The sequence below is a fragment of the Lacinutrix himadriensis genome, from assembly GCF_001418105.1.
GTDB classification, from domain to species: Bacteria; Bacteroidota; Bacteroidia; order Flavobacteriales; family Flavobacteriaceae; genus Oceanihabitans; species Oceanihabitans himadriense.
The window spans coordinates 692,651-710,466 of record NZ_LIQI01000022.1; the positions used below are offsets into that span (position 1 = coordinate 692,651).

17 protein-coding genes are annotated in these 17,816 nt (G+C 30.9%); all 17 read right to left on the reverse strand.

Annotated features, from left to right (window positions below; translation table 11 throughout):
- Window positions 1-16 precede the first annotated feature (16 nt).
- The 17 genes from AMD28_RS10685 to AMD28_RS10765 all read right to left on the reverse strand — a co-directional run bounded on the left by AMD28_RS10685 (window position 17) and on the right by AMD28_RS10765 (window position 17,703).
- Window positions 17-571 carry a hypothetical protein gene (locus AMD28_RS10685; protein ID WP_152975586.1) on the reverse strand — a complete coding sequence of 185 codons (555 nt, stop codon included), beginning with the start codon at window positions 569-571 and terminating at the stop codon, window positions 17-19.
- A 19-nt stretch (window positions 572-590) separates the two neighbouring features.
- Window positions 591-1,844 (reverse strand): sulfate adenylyltransferase subunit 1, encoded by a 1,254-nt coding sequence (locus tag AMD28_RS10690; protein ID WP_055444106.1) that lies wholly within the window; start codon window positions 1,842-1,844, stop codon window positions 591-593.
- A gap of 5 nt (window positions 1,845-1,849) precedes the next feature.
- Window positions 1,850-3,277, reverse strand: coding sequence for a hypothetical protein (locus AMD28_RS10695; protein ID WP_055444107.1), 1,428 nt, complete (start codon window positions 3,275-3,277; stop codon window positions 1,850-1,852).
- A gap of 3 nt (window positions 3,278-3,280) precedes the next feature.
- The gene (locus AMD28_RS10700; RefSeq protein WP_055444108.1) at window positions 3,281-4,750 is read right to left on the reverse strand and encodes an MBOAT family O-acyltransferase; all 1,470 of its coding nucleotides are present in this window, start codon (window positions 4,748-4,750) and stop codon (window positions 3,281-3,283) included.
- A 26-nt stretch (window positions 4,751-4,776) separates the two neighbouring features.
- Window positions 4,777-5,682 carry a sulfate adenylyltransferase subunit CysD gene (gene cysD / locus AMD28_RS10705; RefSeq protein WP_055444109.1) on the reverse strand — a complete coding sequence of 302 codons (906 nt, stop codon included), beginning with the start codon at window positions 5,680-5,682 and terminating at the stop codon, window positions 4,777-4,779.
- Window positions 5,683-5,950: 268 nt separating this feature from the next.
- Complete coding sequence (locus AMD28_RS10710) at window positions 5,951-6,928, reverse strand: lysylphosphatidylglycerol synthase transmembrane domain-containing protein (protein ID WP_055444110.1); 978 nt, start codon at window positions 6,926-6,928, stop codon at window positions 5,951-5,953.
- Between the two features lie 34 nt (window positions 6,929-6,962).
- Window positions 6,963-7,565 carry an adenylyl-sulfate kinase gene (gene cysC, locus AMD28_RS10715; RefSeq protein WP_055444111.1) on the reverse strand — a complete coding sequence of 201 codons (603 nt, stop codon included), beginning with the start codon at window positions 7,563-7,565 and terminating at the stop codon, window positions 6,963-6,965.
- A 93-nt stretch (window positions 7,566-7,658) separates the two neighbouring features.
- On the reverse strand, window positions 7,659-8,084 hold the full coding sequence (locus AMD28_RS10720) for a DUF2061 domain-containing protein (protein ID WP_055444112.1): 426 nt from the start codon (window positions 8,082-8,084) through the stop codon (window positions 7,659-7,661).
- Window positions 8,084-8,878, reverse strand: a complete 795-nt coding sequence (gene cysQ / locus AMD28_RS10725; RefSeq protein WP_055444113.1) for a 3'(2'),5'-bisphosphate nucleotidase CysQ — start codon at window positions 8,876-8,878, stop codon at window positions 8,084-8,086. The genes AMD28_RS10720 and cysQ overlap by 1 nt, the downstream gene beginning before the upstream one ends.
- The gene (gene rfbD / locus AMD28_RS10730; RefSeq protein WP_055444114.1) at window positions 8,871-9,728 is read right to left on the reverse strand and encodes a dTDP-4-dehydrorhamnose reductase; all 858 of its coding nucleotides are present in this window, start codon (window positions 9,726-9,728) and stop codon (window positions 8,871-8,873) included. The genes cysQ and rfbD overlap by 8 nt, the downstream gene beginning before the upstream one ends.
- On the reverse strand, window positions 9,725-10,270 hold the full coding sequence (gene rfbC, locus AMD28_RS10735) for a dTDP-4-dehydrorhamnose 3,5-epimerase (RefSeq protein ID WP_055444115.1): 546 nt from the start codon (window positions 10,268-10,270) through the stop codon (window positions 9,725-9,727). Before rfbC ends, rfbD begins: the two co-directional genes overlap by 4 nt.
- A gap of 1 nt (window position 10,271) precedes the next feature.
- Window positions 10,272-11,135 carry a glucose-1-phosphate thymidylyltransferase RfbA gene (gene rfbA / locus AMD28_RS10740; RefSeq protein ID WP_055444116.1) on the reverse strand — a complete coding sequence of 288 codons (864 nt, stop codon included), beginning with the start codon at window positions 11,133-11,135 and terminating at the stop codon, window positions 10,272-10,274.
- 106 nt (window positions 11,136-11,241) lie between these two features.
- Window positions 11,242-12,294: a dTDP-glucose 4,6-dehydratase gene (rfbB, locus tag AMD28_RS10745; RefSeq protein ID WP_055444117.1), complete on the reverse strand. Its 1,053-nt coding sequence runs from the start codon at window positions 12,292-12,294 to the stop codon at window positions 11,242-11,244.
- A gap of 252 nt (window positions 12,295-12,546) precedes the next feature.
- On the reverse strand, window positions 12,547-13,608 hold the full coding sequence (locus AMD28_RS10750; protein ID WP_055444118.1) for a hypothetical protein: 1,062 nt from the start codon (window positions 13,606-13,608) through the stop codon (window positions 12,547-12,549).
- 5 nt (window positions 13,609-13,613) lie between these two features.
- Window positions 13,614-15,302, reverse strand: a complete 1,689-nt coding sequence (locus tag AMD28_RS10755) for a DUF6909 family protein (protein WP_055444119.1) — start codon at window positions 15,300-15,302, stop codon at window positions 13,614-13,616.
- A 28-nt stretch (window positions 15,303-15,330) separates the two neighbouring features.
- Window positions 15,331-16,833, reverse strand: a complete 1,503-nt coding sequence (locus tag AMD28_RS10760; protein WP_055444120.1) for a GH3 auxin-responsive promoter family protein — start codon at window positions 16,831-16,833, stop codon at window positions 15,331-15,333.
- Complete coding sequence (locus AMD28_RS10765) at window positions 16,834-17,703, reverse strand: M23 family metallopeptidase (protein WP_055444121.1); 870 nt, start codon at window positions 17,701-17,703, stop codon at window positions 16,834-16,836.
- Between the last annotated feature and the right edge of the window lie 113 nt (window positions 17,704-17,816).

Genomic DNA, 17,816 nt, shown 5'->3' on the forward strand with positions numbered 1-17,816 from the left:
TCCTCCATACTGTTTATTACCTTTCTTCTAACCCTAATTTCTTTTGAAATAAAGCTCTTGAATTAAAATAAGGATCATACTTACCGTCTACAACTTTACGTTCTATTACACCTGTTTCTTTATTGTATTTTATGTAGCCGTTAGGGACAAAAAAGGAATGAAATTCTTGTGAATTTAATTTCATATTAAAATCTTCGTAAGTCATTTCAACACTATTTAAAACAATGTTTTCTTCGCTCTTATTAAGACCTAAATCAAATCTAAGACTCAAAGGAAAAGTATTCTTTGGTAGCACTATTTCAACATCTTGTGCTTGAGGGCTTCCTGTTACTTTTTTAGTAACCCTTGTTTTATAACTATACCCTTTGTTATTATAATCTTGATAATAAATTTCAAACTCATCATCATTAAGAATCACTGCGTTTAACTTAATTTTAAAAACAGCTTCTTCTTTAGGCGATTCAATAATTTCTTCTGTAGTGGTTTTTGGTGGCGTATTTGCTTTCTTATCTCCACAACTGATTAAGCTTAGATTTAAACAAATAGCTAATAGTAAAATATACTTTTTCATAATTTTTATTTTTATAACTTTATACAATCATTCCTGCTGCAACAGTTTCGTTGGTAGCATCATCTACAAGAATAATACTTCCTGTTGTTCTGTTTTCTCTGTACGTATCCACCATTAATGGTTTAGTAGTACGTATTTTAACTTTACAAATATCATTCATATTCATTTCTTTATCGTCATTAATACGATCTAGAGTATTGATATTGTATTTGTAAATCACCTCTTTAATCATTGCTTTTTGATCGTTTGAAGTATGTTTTATAGTGTATTTAGTTCTTGGTTTTGCAGCATCGTTATTTAACCAACATAACATCACTTCAATATCTTGTACTGCTTCTGGTTTGTTGTTAGAACGTACAATCATATCACCACGGCTAATATCAATATCATCTTCTAATGTTATAGAAACAGACATTGGTGCGTAAGCTTCATCCAACTCTTTATCTAAAGTATCAATGGTTTTAATTTTAGAAGTAAATCCGGATGGCATAACTGTTATGTCATCTCCTTTTCTAAAAACACCACTTGCTACACGTCCTGCATACCCTCTATAATCAATAAAACCTTCACTTTGTGGTCTTAGTACTGTTTGTACTGGAAAACGCGCATCTACCTTATTAATATCGCTACTAATGTGCATAGTCTCTAATGTGTGTAACATTGGAGCTCCTTGAAACCAAGGCATATTCTCTGATTTGTGAACTACATTATCTCCTAATAAAGCACTCATTGGAATAAAACGAACATCTGTTACTAACATTTTTGAAGAAATGTCTTCAAATTCTTTAACGATATTATTATATACCTCTTCAGAAAAATCAACCAAATCCATTTTGTTAACACAAACAATAATGTGAGGTATTTGTAATAAAGAAGCAATAAACGCGTGTCTTTTAGTTTGTTCTATTACACCGTGTCTTGCATCTATTAAAATAGTTGCAACGTTTGCTGTAGATGCTCCTGTAACCATATTACGAGTATATTGAATATGCCCTGGAGTATCTGCTATAATAAATTTACGTTTAGGTGTTGTAAAATATCTATAAGCAACATCTATAGTAATACCTTGTTCACGCTCATCACGTAAACCATCTGTAAACAAAGCTAAATCTACACCTTCGTGGCCTTTCTTCTTACTTGTGTTTGTAATGGCTTCTAATTGGTCTTCAAATATAGATTTTGAATCGTATAATAAACGACCAATTAAGGTGCTTTTTCCATCATCTACACTTCCTGCTGTTGTAAAACGTAATAATTGATTATTGTCTAACATTGTTCTTATATTATTTCTATTCGTTTATTTGATTTTTTAACTAATACTTCTCCTTCTGAATCTCTAATAATCATAAAGACTTCATAATTACCTTTTTCTAAAAGTAAGGTATTTAAAGTAATATAAAAACCGGAGTTATCATATAAGTCTTCTTTTTTAAAGAACTTAGAGACGTCTTTTCTTTCTCGGCTTTCAAATTGTTCTGGTCTGCTTACGTAAATAAAATTATTTTTGTTTTTCAAACCAATAAATATTTCCTTATCATCTGAATTTTGATCCTTTATAACGGTCCATCCCTCAATTGTAATATTACCATCTTCTTGAGCTACAGAAATAGTGTTTCTTTTAATATCATTAAACCTATTTATATCCCCCAATATCGTAGCACCATTATTTAACTTATTCTTTTTAATATTATTATATAAAAAGTATTCTGGCAGAGATTCATTAGAATTTTCAAAGTTAAAATCATATTCTTTATTAATGTAATCTGCAATATAATTACTAACAAGAATATTTCCTTTATAGTTTAAATGCTGATTTGCTCTAACAGCATCATTCATAAAATAATGATAATCTAAATCTGGATATACACCATTTAAATCTATATAATTATACTTGCTTTCTTTTGCTATATTTACCAATGCACTACTAATATGCTTATAATTTATCTTGTTTCTATATTCTTTAAAATAAGGAATAGTGACAAGTAATATAGGAATGTTTTTTTCTTTTGCTAATTCTGAAATTTTATTAAAATAGGATAATTGCCATTTAGAAAAATAATATTTTTTGTTTCCAAAATCTTTCTTTCTATATGCCTCGATTTTCTTTTTATCAAGTGTTTGAACAGATTTAACGTCTCCAAAATAATAATTGGATTTAGGATTTAATTTTTTAATAATATTCTCTTTAACTAAACCTTTTTTATTCCAGTTAGAATGATAAGTTATAAAAGGGAAAAAATTTAATACCTCTTCATTTTCATATAAATCTAAGTACTCTTCAATTTTAAGTTTGCTCAATTTTTTAGCTTCAAAACCTTGCATTTTAGGTATTCTATCTTGGCCATAAAAATAATCTTTAGAGATATTAGAAAAAGTATAGGTCTCTAACACAATCAATTTAGGGTTTTGATATTTTAATGCTTCCTTTAAATTGTAATACACTTGTGGTAGCGTTTGCCCATAACCGTATAATGTATTTGTTTTTGATTTCGTTTTTGCATTAATAATATTTAAATCTAGACCATTACCTATATGTGAATTTCCTATAAATAGTATATCAACGGTATTTTCTTCTTGATCATAAAAAGCATCCCAAGTACTAATGGATGGGTTTTCTTTTAAAATTAAAAAATTGAAAAACATCATGGTTAATACTCCTAATAGGAGTAACAAAAATGCTTTAAAAAATATTTTTTTCGTTTTCATAAATTAAAATTGAAAATAAAGAAATTCTGAAACATTATCATCTCCATATACACCAAAAATGGTAAGGGCTACAATGATAGTCACATATGTCGACCAACGTAAAATAGTAGATTGTTTATCTAACCAGTTAATCATATTCTGTTTTTTGTGATTTAATTCAAAAGCAATCAAAACAATAATACTTACAATCAATACTAAAAACTCGTTTTCCTTCAAACCTATAAGGTAAAAATCAGCACTAAATAATTCGTGAAAATTATTATTGAACATATTTTGAATAATTATGGATGCATCTGCAAATGAATTTGCTCTAAAAAATAACCATGCAAAATCAACAATAACAAAAGTAATAACTACGAAAAACAATTTATTTGAAAAGGAATTAGAAGATAAGCCTAATGTATTGCTCATCTTAATTCGCATTTTATAAGTCGCTTTCTCAAATACAATAATTATACCATGAATTACTCCCCAAATCACAAAAGTCATGGCAGCTCCATGCCATAAACCACTAACCAAAAAGACGATAAATAAATTGGCATAAGTTCTATATTTCCCTTTTCTACTACCACCTAATGGGATGTACACATAATCTCTAAACCATGTGGATAAGGATATATGCCAGCGTCTCCAAAACTCTGTGATAGATTTAGAAAAATAAGGGCTATCAAAGTTTTTCATTAGATCAAAGCCCATTGTTCTAGCAGCTCCAATAGCAATATCTGAATATCCTGAGAAATCACAATAAATTTGAAAAGCAAACAAAACAGTAGCCATGATGGTTTCTACACCTTCATAATTCCCTGGATTATTATATACTTCATTAACGTAAAGAGCAGCTCTATCAGCAATAACCATCTTTTTAAACAACCCAAAAGCCATTAATAATAATCCAGATTTCACTTGATTATAATTAAACTTATAGGTTTTATAAAACTGAGGTAATAAATGGGATGCTCTCTCAATTGGTCCTGCAACTAGCTGCGGGAAAAAAGATACAAACGAGAAAAAAGCAAGCCAATCTTTAGTCGGTTCTAGCTGTTTCCTGTAAATATCTATAGTATAACTAAGCGTTTGAAAGGTGTAAAAACTAATTCCAACTGGTAAGATGATATTTAGTGTAGAAACTTCTAACTCAGTACCAAATAACCTAAAAGAATCTACAAAAGTGTCTATAAAAAAGTTCGTGTATTTAAAATAGACTAAGAAACCTAAATTAATAACAAGACTAACTAGCAAATATTGCTTTTGTTTTTTCTTGTCATCCGTATTATAAATTTTTTGGCCAATTAAAAAATCAACCAAAGAACTAAAAGCTATTAGTAATAAAAACCTCCAATCCCACCAGCCGTAAAACACGTAACTAGAAACAAGTAAAAGTATATTTCTATAATTTCTATTTTTAGCAACGAGCCAATAAAGAACAAAAACTATCGGAAAAAATATAGCAAAGTCTAATGAATTAAACAGCATAAGTAATTAGTAAATCGGGTTGTCTATTAAAAGTATCCTTGACGTTTTCTGTCTTCCATCGCAGATTCAGAACGCTTATCATCACTTCTGTTTCCTCTTTCTGTATTTCGCATTCCTGCAACTTCTGTAGCAATTTTCTCTAAAGTATCTGCTTCCGATTCATCTCCTCCGGTAATTGTGATATCTCCTAAGGTTCTAAAACGTATTTTTTTAGTTACTACTTCTTCATGTTCTTCTAGTATTAAAAACTCAGAATTAGGAATCCAAGTTCCTTGTCTACGTACTACTTCACGCTCATGCGCAAAATATAAAGAAGGTATTGCAATGTTTTCTCTTTTAATATAGTTCCAAACATCCATTTCTGTCCAGTTACTAATAGGAAATGCTCTAAAATGTTCTCCTTCAAAATGTTTTCCATTGAAGATATTCCATAATTCTGGTCTTTGGTTTTTAGGATCCCATTGTCCAAAATCATCTCTATGTGAAAAGAAACGTTCTTTTGCTCTTGCTTTTTCTTCATCTCTTCTTCCTCCACCAATGGCACAATCTACTTTATTTGCTTCAATAGCATCTAAAAGTGTTGTGATTTGTAATGCATTACGAGTGGCATTTTTACCTTTTTCTTCAGCTACACGACCTTCATCAATAGAATCTTGAACAGAACCTACAATAAGCTCTACACCCAATTCTTTAATGATATCATCTCTAAATTGAATCGTTTCCGGAAAGTTATGTCCTGTATCTACATGCATTAATGGAAATGGTATTTTAGCTGGATAAAATGCTTTTCTAGCCAAATGCGTTATTAAAATAGAATCCTTTCCTCCAGAAAACATGATTACTGGATTCTCAAATTGTGCCCAAACTTCTCGTAAAACGAAGATTGCTTCACTTTCTAATTCATCTAAATAATTTAAGTAATATTTACTCATTGCTCGAATTTTAGTTTTTTCTATATTGTTTTCCTAAATAGTAATATTTCTATTGGTTAGGATTTTATGCTTTCATTTAATTATCAGAATCTTATCTTCTGATACTGTAATATTTTAATTCTGCCCTACCTTAACATTTTGACTTAGTAGTGCTTACATCAATTTGCCAAAGTTAACATCTTTAACGATATTTTAAACTCTTAAACCGTTTTTTTTACAAACGAATACATATTAATTAATTTAGTAATCAAGGCTTTAAATATGGTTGTTATTCTATTAATTTCATCTTATTTTTATTATAAACTGGTAATAATATAAACGACAACACGCCTAGTACGATAATAATCAATGTTTGAGAGGTCCATATAATCCATCCAAAGGCATAACTAGGCTCTTCTGCTAAATCAAATAGCATAAGCGCAGATAAAACCGCTGCGGGATAAAAAAACACACCACCATTTGTTGTTGCTATGGTAAAGCTTGCTGCTATAAAAGCGACTACCATGGCTGAAAAAGGTGCTCCTTGTAATTCTTGAACAGCAAAGGAGGTTACATAAAACATTAAAATATACATTAACCAAATAAAAATAGTATGAAAAATAAAAGCGCCTTTATGCTTCATTCTATACACACTAGTAATACCTTCTAAAAGACCTATGGTAAACCCTTTAATTTTATTAGCGATCTTACTTTTAGATTTTTTAATATAAAAAACAACAAAGACCAACAACAAAGACAACCCGAATACTATCCCTATTAATTTAATAGGGTTAAACTTTTCTATTAGTAAGTTATAAATAAAATCGAATTGAAAAAACAGCGTAATAACACAAATTATAAGCATCATTATTAAATCGAAAATCCTTTCAGTTACAATAGTACCAAAGCTTTTTTCAAAAGGAATATTCTCATAATTTGTAGCTACAGCAGCACGCAATACTTCACCAGATCTTGGCACACCATAATTTGCTAAGTATGCTATAAATATAGCCATTACACTATTTGGTGTTTTTATGGAGTACCCCATTGGTTCTAGTAAGTAATTCCATCTATACGCTCTAGATAGATGACTTAAAACACCGAAAACTAAACCTAAAGCAATCCACCAATAATTAGCAGATTTAAAATAAGGAATGGTTTCTGTAATTGGCATTTTAGAAAAAGTTAACCACCCAAAAAAAACAGCTAATACTACTGGAAGTATTAGCTTTAATTTTTTTAAAAATGATTTCTTATTATCACTCATATTAGATAAATATCGGTTAAAATTAATTTATACTTTATTGCGTATTTATTTCTAATTTAGGTTTTATATACGCCATGATATCTTTCACCGCTTCCTCCACCGTTTTTTCTTCGGTTTTAATTTCAATATCCGGATTTTCTGGAGCTTCATAAGGAGCAGAGATTCCTGTCATGTTTTTAATCTCGCCAGCTCTCGCTTTTTTATAAAGCCCTTTTACATCTCTACGCTCGCATTCTTCAACGCTAGTATTAATATAAACTTCAATAAAATTGTCCTCTTTTACAATACTTTTAATGTTCTCTCTGTCTTTTCTATATGGCGAAACAAAAGCTGCTAAGGTAACTACACCTGCATCTACCATTAGATTTCCAATTTCAGCAATTCTTCTTATGTTTTCTGTTCTATCTTCTGGAGCAAAGGTTAAATCACTGTTGATACCTTTTCTTATATTATCTCCATCTAGCGTATAGGTTTTCACTCCTAGTTTATATAATTCTTGTTCTACAACATTAGCTATTGTAGATTTTCCAGAGCCTGAAAGCCCAGTAAACCATATTAAAAAAGAGGAATGCTTGTTGTTTTCTTGTCTATCTGCTTTGGAAACTTGATAGTTATGTGGAATAATATTTTCTTTCATCTGTATTTTTTAATTATTTTATTTGCAGATGCAATTAGTAAATAATGAACTAGGTTAATTTACGCTTAATAAAAGCTTGTTGGTGTATATTAATTAATTTGTACGTTCTCTAAGTCCAAAATTTATTTTGTACCAAGCACGTTCATGTAAATAATACAATAACATTTTTGTTACCACTTCTGCAAAACCTATTTTTAATGCTGCCAATGGGTCTCCCGAAATTAACCAAGCTAACGTCATGGTATCAATAGTTCCTATAAAACGCCAGGTTACTGTTTTTGCTATGTGGCGTTTTCTGCTTTCTAAAATTTCTCCTTCTTTAGATAGGTTTATTTTAAACCAAACACGTTCATGAAGGTAATATAAAGTCATTTTAGTTATTACCTCAGCAAAACCTATTTTAAGGCCTGTAAAAGGGTCTCCGGAGATAATCCACGATAGAATAATAGTATCTATAGTGCCTATAATCCTCCAGGTAATCGTTTTGGCTATATGTCTTTTATAAGATATATCTGCCATTACTTACTAACTAAAAACCACGGATTTAATAGATTTTCTTTATTATATAAAAGAGATTGGTTTGTTTCTTGTGAAATAACATCAATACCAACAGCATTACAAATTGCTTGTCCAGCTGCAGTATCCCACTCCATTGTAGGTGCAAATCTAGGATATACATCTGCATTTCCTTCTGCTACCAAACAGAATTTTAAAGAACTTCCTTTGGAAACTACTTCCACTTCTTTTCCTTCTTTTTTAATAGACTCTACAAAATCTAATGTTTCTTGACTCATGTGTGAACGACTACCAACAACTTGCACAGGATTTGATTCTGGTGCTTTTGGCTGTAGTTTTGTAGCAGCTTGCATTACTTCTTCTAACGTAGTATCATGAGATGACAACACTGCTTTAAAAGCATCGTTTTTTGTTACATCTGCAACATAAATTGTTTTTGTTGCTGGTACATAAATAACTCCCAATTCTGGTTTACCGTTTGTTACTAATGCTATGTTAACAGTAAACTCTCCGTTACGTTTTATAAATTCTTTTGTGCCATCTACAGGATCTACTACCCAGCAAGTAGTCCAATTTTTTCTTGTAGCGTAATCTGTTTGTTTATTCTCTTCGCTAATAATTGGAAACTCGGTATTTACTAGATAAGAGTTTATAATATCATTCGCTTTTTTGTCTGCTTCGGTTAAAGGAGATTTATCGTCTTTTATTTCTACATCAAAAGGAGTATCGTATACTTCCATGATCACTTTTCCTGCCTCTAAACTAGCTTTTATAGCTATTTCTAAATCTTTATTCATAACTATTTGCTAATGCTTTTTTTAAACTGTCTCTCCAATATGGAATTTCAATTTGAAGATTCGTTTTTATTTTCGTCTTATCTAACACGCTAAAATGTGGTCTTTTTGCTGGTGTTGGAAATGCTTTAGACGGTATTGGTAATACTTTGATTTTAATATTGCTCTCTTCAAAAATAGCTTTTGCAAAATCATACCAACTTGCAACTCCCTCATTACTATAATGGTAAACACCGTATTGCGTGTTGTTTGTTGTTATAATTTTAATAATGGTTTCTGCTAAATCTGTTGCGTACGTTGGCGTACCTATTTGATCTGCCACGATAGTTAACAGATCTCTTCCTTCAGACAGCTTTATCATGGTTTTCATGAAGTTATTCCCGTTTTCGGAATACAACCACGAAGTTCTTATAACAAAATGTTGCTCTAAGTTTTTAGCTACTTCTAATTCGCCTTCAAGTTTTGTTGCTCCATAAACTCCTGTTGGGTTTGTGGTATCTGTTTCTGTATATGCTACAGATTTTTCGCCATTAAACACAAAGTCTGTAGACACTTGAATCAAGGTTGCGTTTTTTTCCGCGCAAGCGATAGCAAGATTTTTTGCACCAACAACATTAACTTCCGTTGCTTTTTCTTGGTCACTTTCTGCTTTATCTACAGCAGTATAAGCAGCACAATTAATGCAATATTGAAAATTTGTAGTACTAAAAAATTGTTGTACAGCATCAAAATCAGCAATATTTAACTGTGCTGAATTTGCGTATATAAAGTTTAAATCGGAATACGTAGATTCCAGATCTTTTATACAGGTTGCTAATTGTCCGTTTCCTCCTGTCACCAAGATGTTTATCATAGTCTAGCGTTCTCTAAATTTGGTAAAATTACATCTTTTTCTGAAACAAGTAATTCGTCTTCAGGCAATTGCCAGTCTATATTTAGTTTTGGATCGTTGTATATAATTCCTCCTTCGGATTCCTTATTGTACAGGTTATCACATTTATAAGAAAAAATAGCGGTTTCGCTTAACACAATAAAACCATGTGCAAATCCTCTAGGTACAAATAGTTGTTTCTTATTATCTTCAGATAATTCCACCGCTACATGTTGTCCAAAAGTTTTTGAATTAGCTCTAATATCTACTGCTACGTCTAAAACTTTACCTTTAATTACACGAACTAACTTTGCTTGTGCATGCGCACCTACTTGATAATGCAATCCTCTTAATACCCCTTTAGAAGAAAAGGACTCGTTATCTTGAACGAAATCTACTTTTTTATTAATTAGAGTATTAAATTTTTCTTGGTTAAAACTTTCAAAAAAGTAACCTCTTTTATCTTCAAAAATTGTTGGTTCTAAAACAAAACAGTCTTCTAGCTTGGTTTCTGTTGCCTTCATATTATTTTTCTAAAATGCTTAACAAATGTTTACCGTAACCACTTTTAATTAAAGGTTGTATTAAGGTATTAAACTCTGCTTTATTAATATAACCCATTCTATACGCTACTTCTTCGATTGCGCCAATTTTTAAACCTTGTCTTTCTTCAATGACTTGAACAAATTGAGATGCTTGCATTAGCGATTTAAAAGTACCTGTATCTAACCAAGCTGTTCCTTTATCTAAGACACTAACTTTAAGTTTACCTTGTTTTAAGTACTCTTTATTAACGTCTGTAATTTCTAATTCCCCTCTATGACTAGGCTTTATGTTTTTTGCGATTTCTACAACAGAGTTATCATAAAAATAAATTCCAGGAACTGCATAATTTGATTTTGGTTTTTCTGGTTTTTCTTCAATAGAAATAACCTTACCGTCTGCATCAAATTCTGCTACACCATAACGTTCTGGATCATGAACATGATATGCATAAATAATACCTCCATCTGGATCATTATTAGCTTGTAATAACTGTTCTAATCCTGTTCCGTAAAATATATTATCTCCTAAAATAAGTGCTACTTTATCATCACCAATAAAATCTGCTCCAATAACAAAAGCTTCCGCTAGTCCGTTTGGTTCTGCTTGTACTGCGTACTCAAAATTACAACCAAACTTTTTCCCATCTCCTAAAAGTTGTTCGAATAATGGTAAATCGTGCGGTGTAGATATAATAAGAATATCTTTAATTCCAGACCACATTAAAGTTGATAATGGATAGTATATCATTGGCTTGTCGTAAATAGGCATTAATTGCTTACTTACTGCAAGTGTTAATGGATGAAGTCTTGTGCCAGAACCTCCTGCTAGTATTATTCCTTTCATGTGTCGAGCTTATTTGTTTTTTATTTGTCACTTGTAGCTTCCATAATAGTCATTCTCTTAAGTATCGAACTCTTGTTATGGAAGTTTCATGTTTCTGTTTTTATTATTAGCTGTATTGTTTTTGGTAATATGTTTGGTAAGAACCGCTTGTTACACTGTTTAACCAATCTTCATTATTTAAATACCAGTCTATCGTTATTTTTAAACCTTGTTCAAAGGTTACCGATGGTTTCCAGCCTAATTCTTTGTTTATTTTAGATGCATCAATAGCATAACGTAAATCATGTCCTGGACGATCTTTAACGTAAGTTATTAATTCTTCTGAGGAATCTTTATCTCTTCCTAAAGCAACATCCATTTGTTGGCAAAGAAGTTTCACTAAATCTATATTTTTCCATTCGTTAAAACCACCAATATTATAGGTGTCTCCTTGTTTTCCTTCATGAAAAACTAAATCGATAGCAATTGCGTGATCTACAACATACAACCAATCTCTGGTATAGTTACCATCTCCATAAACAGGTAATGGTTTGTGGTTTATAATGTTATTTATAAATAATGGAATTAATTTTTCTGGGAATTGATTTTGACCATAATTGTTAGAACAGTTTGTTATCACATAAGGCATACCATAGGTTTCACCATACGCTCTTACAAAGTGATCTGAACTTGCTTTTGAAGCCGAATATGGTGAGTTTGGATCATAAGATGTTGTTTCTTCAAACAATCCTGTTTCTCCTAATGAACCATAAACCTCATCTGTACTTACATGATAAAATAATTTATCTGCAAAATCATCTTTCCAAAGTGCTTTAAAAGCATTTAGCAATATCATAGTCCCAATCACATTGGTTCTTACAAATGCTAATGGATCTTTTATAGAACGGTCTACATGAGATTCTGCTGCTAAATGAATAACACTATCAAACTTATACTCATCAAAAAGGGAGTTTATAAACCCTTCATCTGTAATATCTCCTTTTACAAAAGTATAGTTTGCTGCGTCTTCTATATCTGTTAAATTTTCAAGATTACCTGCATACGTTAAAGCGTCTAAATTAATTATTTTATAATCTGGATATTTTTCAACAAACAACCTTACAACATGAGATCCTATAAAGCCTGCGCCTCCTGTAATTAATATCGTTTTATTATGCATGCATTCTCTTTTTTAAATTTATTAAATTTTCTAATAAGCTATTCCTCAAACTTACTTATTTTAAACGTATTAGCCGACAAATGTAGGCCTTTTTGGTTTGTATTACAATTATTAGCTATTAGGTGTTTTAAATAGCATTTACGTAATTGTTTGTGCTAAACTTTCCTTTTAAGTACTTTGTTTAGAAAATATTTATAGTGCTTTTAATTACTTCATACACTACAAATAAAATTGGCTGCTTCCATAATGGAATTATTCTTCTTTTCCATAAGCATTTACAAAATGGACTACAGTTACAGATATGTATAAAAGCATCAGTAAAATAATGGCTAATATTGGAAATATTAAGCTGTACCTTTCTGAAAGCTTATTCGATTTTGTACCAATTTTTTGGAAACTAGAAATCGTATCAAAGAAAACATCTTCTTCAATTTTCTTTTCTTCAAGCACCCTTAATTCTGTTCTTAATTTTAATTGTTGATTTAATAATTCGTATTCTTTGGTGTTTGATTTTTCTTGTTTCATAGGATATCCCCCATCAAAATTTATGTTACCATTGCCAGATTTAGCCTCTTCATTAAGCACATTAACATATATTTGCTGTAAGGAATCTAAGTCTTGAATAGATGCTAAAATATTCTCTTTTTGAATGATAATTAAAGAATCTCTTTTCTTCATCTTCTTTAAAGAATACTCATTAGTAAATGATGAGTTTAATCCTTTTTCTAAAGAACTAAAAATATCTTTTTTGTAGGACTCCACATTAATTTCATAAAAATCACCAGAAAAGATACTCCTATTTTCAACAAAATCTTCAAATTCAATTTCAGAAGCTCTCAAGCTATCTATCGATTTGACAAACTTATCATACTGTATAATTCTATCATTCTCTGTTTCTGGACCAGGAGCAATTTCAAACTTTTTAATCTGTTTAACAGACTCTTCATCTAAATGGAAAATAGTAGATAAAGTACCATAGTCTTTATTCCCTATTAAGGCGTTAAAATAATCGATATTCGTTACTAACTGGAATTTAGAATCAAAGTATGGTTTAACTAACATACTTGAACCGTAAGTAGCTGGTTTAAACTTTTCAGCAACATACCCTAATACACCGGAAAGGACTACAGCTATCAGAATAATTTTAAAATTCTTAATTACTACTTTAAGAATAGAAACGATAAAATCTAATATTCCTCTAAAAATAGATTTTATAAAATTATAAAATCCTTCAAAAAGCTTACCTATTGCATTAATAAGTTGCCCTAAATCAATTTCATCTGAAGCACTTGTTTCTGGTTTTTTTTCACTCATAATGGTTAGTTAAATATTTGTTGTAAAATTTTTCTTGTTATTAAATATGTTGGTTTTACTCCAGAAGTTCCTAAACCTCCCGATGCTAATGTCCCTCCTGTTTCTAGAGGGTTATCACTTGCATAATAAGCATAACGCACTTTAACGTCTTCGTTTATACTTCCTCTTACTTTGGATGCTGCTTGAATTGCTTTTTGATAATGCGCTCCTTCCATTTCTAGACCAATCACATTCCATGTAGAGCTATGAAAGAATTTTAAAATGTCTTTGTTTTGCAAGGATGTACCTAAAACAGTTATCATAGCACCTTCAAAGATTTTTAATCCTTGACCTTCTAAATCTGCGGTACACAATTCGTTTTTAAAAGGATAATTATCTGCAGTACCTTCAAAAATATGGGCAGAAGGTATCATGATATCTCCTTTTCCTCCTTCTAAAATCCCCGCTTTACCCATAATAGAAATAGAGTCTACATATAAATGTGTTTTCTTTCCGTTAGGTTTATAAGGTTTTAAAAGTTCATCTATGGTTTCATACGCTTGTTCACCAAAAGCATAATCCATTACAATAATAATTGGCTTTTCTGCTTTTAATTTTTCTTGATCAACGTCTATATCTACTTTAGAAAAATCAATTTTTTCAGTATCAAATACCTGCACATTAATATTAGTTCCTGAAGTATCTTCAATATAAAGCATTCCTTTTTGCAAGGCTTCCTTTGTTACTTTATCACGTAAATCTTTATTGTCTTTATGACTTATTGCTTCATAAACTTCAAAAATATCGTTTTTAGAAGCTAAAGGTTTTAATGCATTTGGAGCAAAAAGCGTATTCATTACACTATGCATATTTGCACTAATTACATGAATTGGTCTTTCAAGTAATTCGTTTTTATGCAAAACATCTTTAATGTTATTAGCCCAAATTTCTCCATGAATATGGTGTCCTAAACGTTCTCTTAAAACAGGACTAAAAGTAACGGTTCTTTTGTTGTTGTTTACAACCTCTTCTAAGGCTAATTTACCTAACCAATAGACAATATGTAATAAACGCTCTGGTTGTGTTGGTATAGCAAAATCATCATAAACTTCTAATAACTCATTAAAAGTTCTGCCTAAAATATTAGCAGTATGTGTTAATGCTATTTCTCTTTCTTTTTGTGTAAGTTTCTTTTTGGTAGTAACTGCTTTTTCAAGCTTAATCCAATCTCTTGTTGTAGCTCCGTTTTCATCAATTAAAACACGTTTGCTAATTTTATGCGACTCTACAAAAAGAAAAGTAATGTGTGTAAGAATGTCATAAATTTCTGAGCGACCGCGAGTAATCTCGATGTTCATTTGCTCATCATCTATTCTATAACAATTACGTCTTCTTTTGGGTGGAATAATAACTTTGAAATGCGAATTGGCATACCCTTCATCACTCGTCAAGTTTATAAAGGTACATTCTTCTATTCCTTCTGGCAGTCTATCTACTACATAAAGTAGTCCTTCTAGCTCTGCTTTTTCTTCTCCAATAGAACCATAAATTTCTGGTCTTAATAATAATAACGCTTCTCGTAATGTTTCTCCTGAAACTCCCATTGGTTTGTAAAAACCACGATTAAATAGGTGTCTCATGGTAATATACATACGCTCAATAGCATTTGAGCTCTCTTGAGCTCTCGTTCTTGCATGATGTTTTTTGTTACTCATATACTGTATTTAACCTACAAATATAGTATTATTTCGTGAGATTTAATGTTTCTAAATCATCAACTAATTTTCTGTCGTTAGATAAACGAGGTAATTTGTTTTGTCCGCCAAGTTTACCTATAGATTTCATATAGTCTTGAAAACCACCTTTTTTAACCAATGTAATCTTTAATGGTTGCAATACTTTACCTTCAATTAAATCGAAATAATAACTATTTTGTTTTTGTAACGATGCGTCTATTTTTTGCGCTAAAGCGGAAAGATTTTCTGGTTCTTTTTCAAATTCTATAAACCATTCATGATATGGTAAGCCTTGCTTTGGGGCAATTTGAGGTGCTACCGAAAACTCGGAAACTTCCGCATTTTCAAAGACTAAAGCATCTTGAATTGCTTGTTCTACTTCTTTACCAATTACGTGTTCTCCAAAAGCAGAAATAAAATGTTTTATTCTACCTGAAACAATAACTCTATATGGTTTTGTAGAAGTAAACTGTACAGTATCCCCAATATTATACGCCCAAAGTCCGGCGTTTGTAGAAATAAGCATCACGTAGTTTACATCAACTTCTACATCTTTAATGGTAATTCGTTTTGGGTTTTCGTTAAAAAAATCGTCCGCCTTAATAAACTCGTAAAAAATTCCAGAGTTTAATTGAAGAAGCATTCCTTTTTCGTTTTGCTTGTCTTGATACGCAAAGAAACCTTCACTTGCTGGATACAACTCTATACTATCTACTTTTCTTCCTATTAAGCTTTCAAATTTAGCTCTATAAGGTTCATAATTTACGCCTCCAAAAATAAATAAGTTGAAGTTTTTAAAAATATCACCAACCTTTTTCCCTGTTTTTTCTTGAAGCTTTTCAAAATACATTTGTACCCAAGAAGGTATACCCGAAATAATGGTCATATTTTCAGGAAGTGTTTCTTCTACAATAGCATTTACTTTGGTTTCCCAGTCTTCAATACAATTGGTTTCTAAAGAAGGCATTCTGTTTTTTTGAAGGTATTTTGGTACGTAATGTGCTACAATACCCGAAAGTCTTCCTAGTTGTATACCGTTTTGCGTTTCTAAAATTGGAGAACCTTGAAGAAAAATCATTTTACCATCTACAAACTTAGCATTACCCGTTTCATGAATATACATTAAGATGGCATTTCTAGCAGCTTCTACATGTGTTGGCATGCTTTCTTTGGTAATAGGAATGTACTTCGCTCCAGAGGTTGTTCCTGATGTTTTTGCAAAATAAAGAGGTTTCCCTTTCCAAAGTATATCTTCTTCTCCCGCAACTACTCTATCTACATAAGGTTTTAAAGCTTCGTAATCTCTAACAGGAACACGTTTAATAAAGTCTTCATGATTATTAATACTAACAAAATCATGGTCTTTACCAAATTGCGTCGCAGTAGCATCACTTATTAGTTTTTGAAACACTTTGCTCTGTGTTTCCACAGGATTATTAGCCCATTTTTGAATGGACTTATATACTCGTTTTGCAAATGGTTTTGCTATGGCTGCTTTTAATGATAACATTTATTCAAAATCTATAAAGTTGGTTGGATTAATTGGGTAGCCATCGCTCCAAAGTTCAAAATGCAAATGTGGTCCAGTGGTTAATTCTCCAGTGTTTCCAGACATAGCAATAACTTCTCCTGCTTTCACTAAATCTCCTTGTTCTTTGTTTAAAGATGCATTGTGTTTGTATACAGAGATTAGTCCATGACTATGCTCTACAATGATTACAAAACCAGTCTTGGTGGTCCATTCTGCAAAAATAACAATACCATCTGCTGTTGCTTTTATTGGTGTGTTTTTAGCCACCACAATATCCACAGCGTAATGTTTTTCTTTTGCGTTGTAGTTTTCTGTAATGGTTCCGTTTACCGGAGGAAATAAAACAAAGCTAGCCTTAGAGGTTGCAGACTCAAAAAGATTGTACTTATCTTCTTTATCTACTTTTTGGCGTAGTAAAGAATCTGCTTTAATTGGAGCTAGATCTATTTCACTTACATCTAATTTAGCTGCTTCAATAATAGAGTCTCTATTAAAATCTATACTGCTTAATTCACCATGTAATACTTTTTTTATGGAAGTAAAATAACGTTCGTTTACAGCAATTACTTTTACTAAAGAATCTGTTTTATGATTTAATATCGTCGCTTTCTTTTTTAAAGCTGTGGAAGAATAACCAGGAATATATTCTTTTAATGGCGTAAAAGCTATTAAAAAAGTGGTTGCAGTTATTAGTAATATAGTAGAAATTGCAAGCAAAACAAAAACGTTAAGCCTAGTAAGCTTAAACGATAAACGCTCCTCAAAAGTATCTTCATTAAGTATAACTAACCTATACTTATGCAGTAATTTTTTTGCTATTTTCTTTTCTTTTTTCTTTTTTGATTTCATGTTAAAACAAAAGTATATAAAAATTACAAAGCCTTAGTTTAATAATATACTAAAGTTAGCCTTAAAACGATAATATTAAACTTTAATTATTAACTTTGCTTTAAATTTAAAGA

Excerpts from the sequence above, each read along its gene's own strand:
- AMD28_RS10685 (WP_152975586.1), bottom strand. The coding sequence starts at position 571 with ATGAAAAAGTATATTTTACTATTAGCTATTTGTTTAAATCTAAGCTTA.
- AMD28_RS10690 (WP_055444106.1), bottom strand. The coding sequence starts at position 1,844 with ATGTTAGACAATAATCAATTATTACGTTTTACAACAGCAGGAAGTGTA.
- AMD28_RS10695 (WP_055444107.1), bottom strand. The coding sequence starts at position 3,277 with ATGAAAACGAAAAAAATATTTTTTAAAGCATTTTTGTTACTCCTATTA.
- AMD28_RS10700 (WP_055444108.1), bottom strand. The coding sequence starts at position 4,750 with ATGCTGTTTAATTCATTAGACTTTGCTATATTTTTTCCGATAGTTTTT.
- cysD (WP_055444109.1), bottom strand. The coding sequence starts at position 5,682 with ATGAGTAAATATTACTTAAATTATTTAGATGAATTAGAAAGTGAAGCA.
- AMD28_RS10710 (WP_055444110.1), bottom strand. The coding sequence starts at position 6,928 with ATGAGTGATAATAAGAAATCATTTTTAAAAAAATTAAAGCTAATACTT.
- cysC (WP_055444111.1), bottom strand. The coding sequence starts at position 7,565 with ATGAAAGAAAATATTATTCCACATAACTATCAAGTTTCCAAAGCAGAT.
- AMD28_RS10720 (WP_055444112.1), bottom strand. The coding sequence starts at position 8,084 with ATGGCAGATATATCTTATAAAAGACATATAGCCAAAACGATTACCTGG.
- cysQ (WP_055444113.1), bottom strand. The coding sequence starts at position 8,878 with ATGAATAAAGATTTAGAAATAGCTATAAAAGCTAGTTTAGAGGCAGGA.
- rfbD (WP_055444114.1), bottom strand. The coding sequence starts at position 9,728 with ATGATAAACATCTTGGTGACAGGAGGAAACGGACAATTAGCAACCTGT.
- rfbC (WP_055444115.1), bottom strand. The coding sequence starts at position 10,270 with ATGAAGGCAACAGAAACCAAGCTAGAAGACTGTTTTGTTTTAGAACCA.
- rfbA (WP_055444116.1), bottom strand. The coding sequence starts at position 11,135 with ATGAAAGGAATAATACTAGCAGGAGGTTCTGGCACAAGACTTCATCCA.
- rfbB (WP_055444117.1), bottom strand. The coding sequence starts at position 12,294 with ATGCATAATAAAACGATATTAATTACAGGAGGCGCAGGCTTTATAGGA.
- AMD28_RS10750 (WP_055444118.1), bottom strand. The coding sequence starts at position 13,608 with ATGAGTGAAAAAAAACCAGAAACAAGTGCTTCAGATGAAATTGATTTA.
- AMD28_RS10755 (WP_055444119.1), bottom strand. The coding sequence starts at position 15,302 with ATGAGTAACAAAAAACATCATGCAAGAACGAGAGCTCAAGAGAGCTCA.
- AMD28_RS10760 (WP_055444120.1), bottom strand. The coding sequence starts at position 16,833 with ATGTTATCATTAAAAGCAGCCATAGCAAAACCATTTGCAAAACGAGTA.
- AMD28_RS10765 (WP_055444121.1), bottom strand. The coding sequence starts at position 17,703 with ATGAAATCAAAAAAGAAAAAAGAAAAGAAAATAGCAAAAAAATTACTG.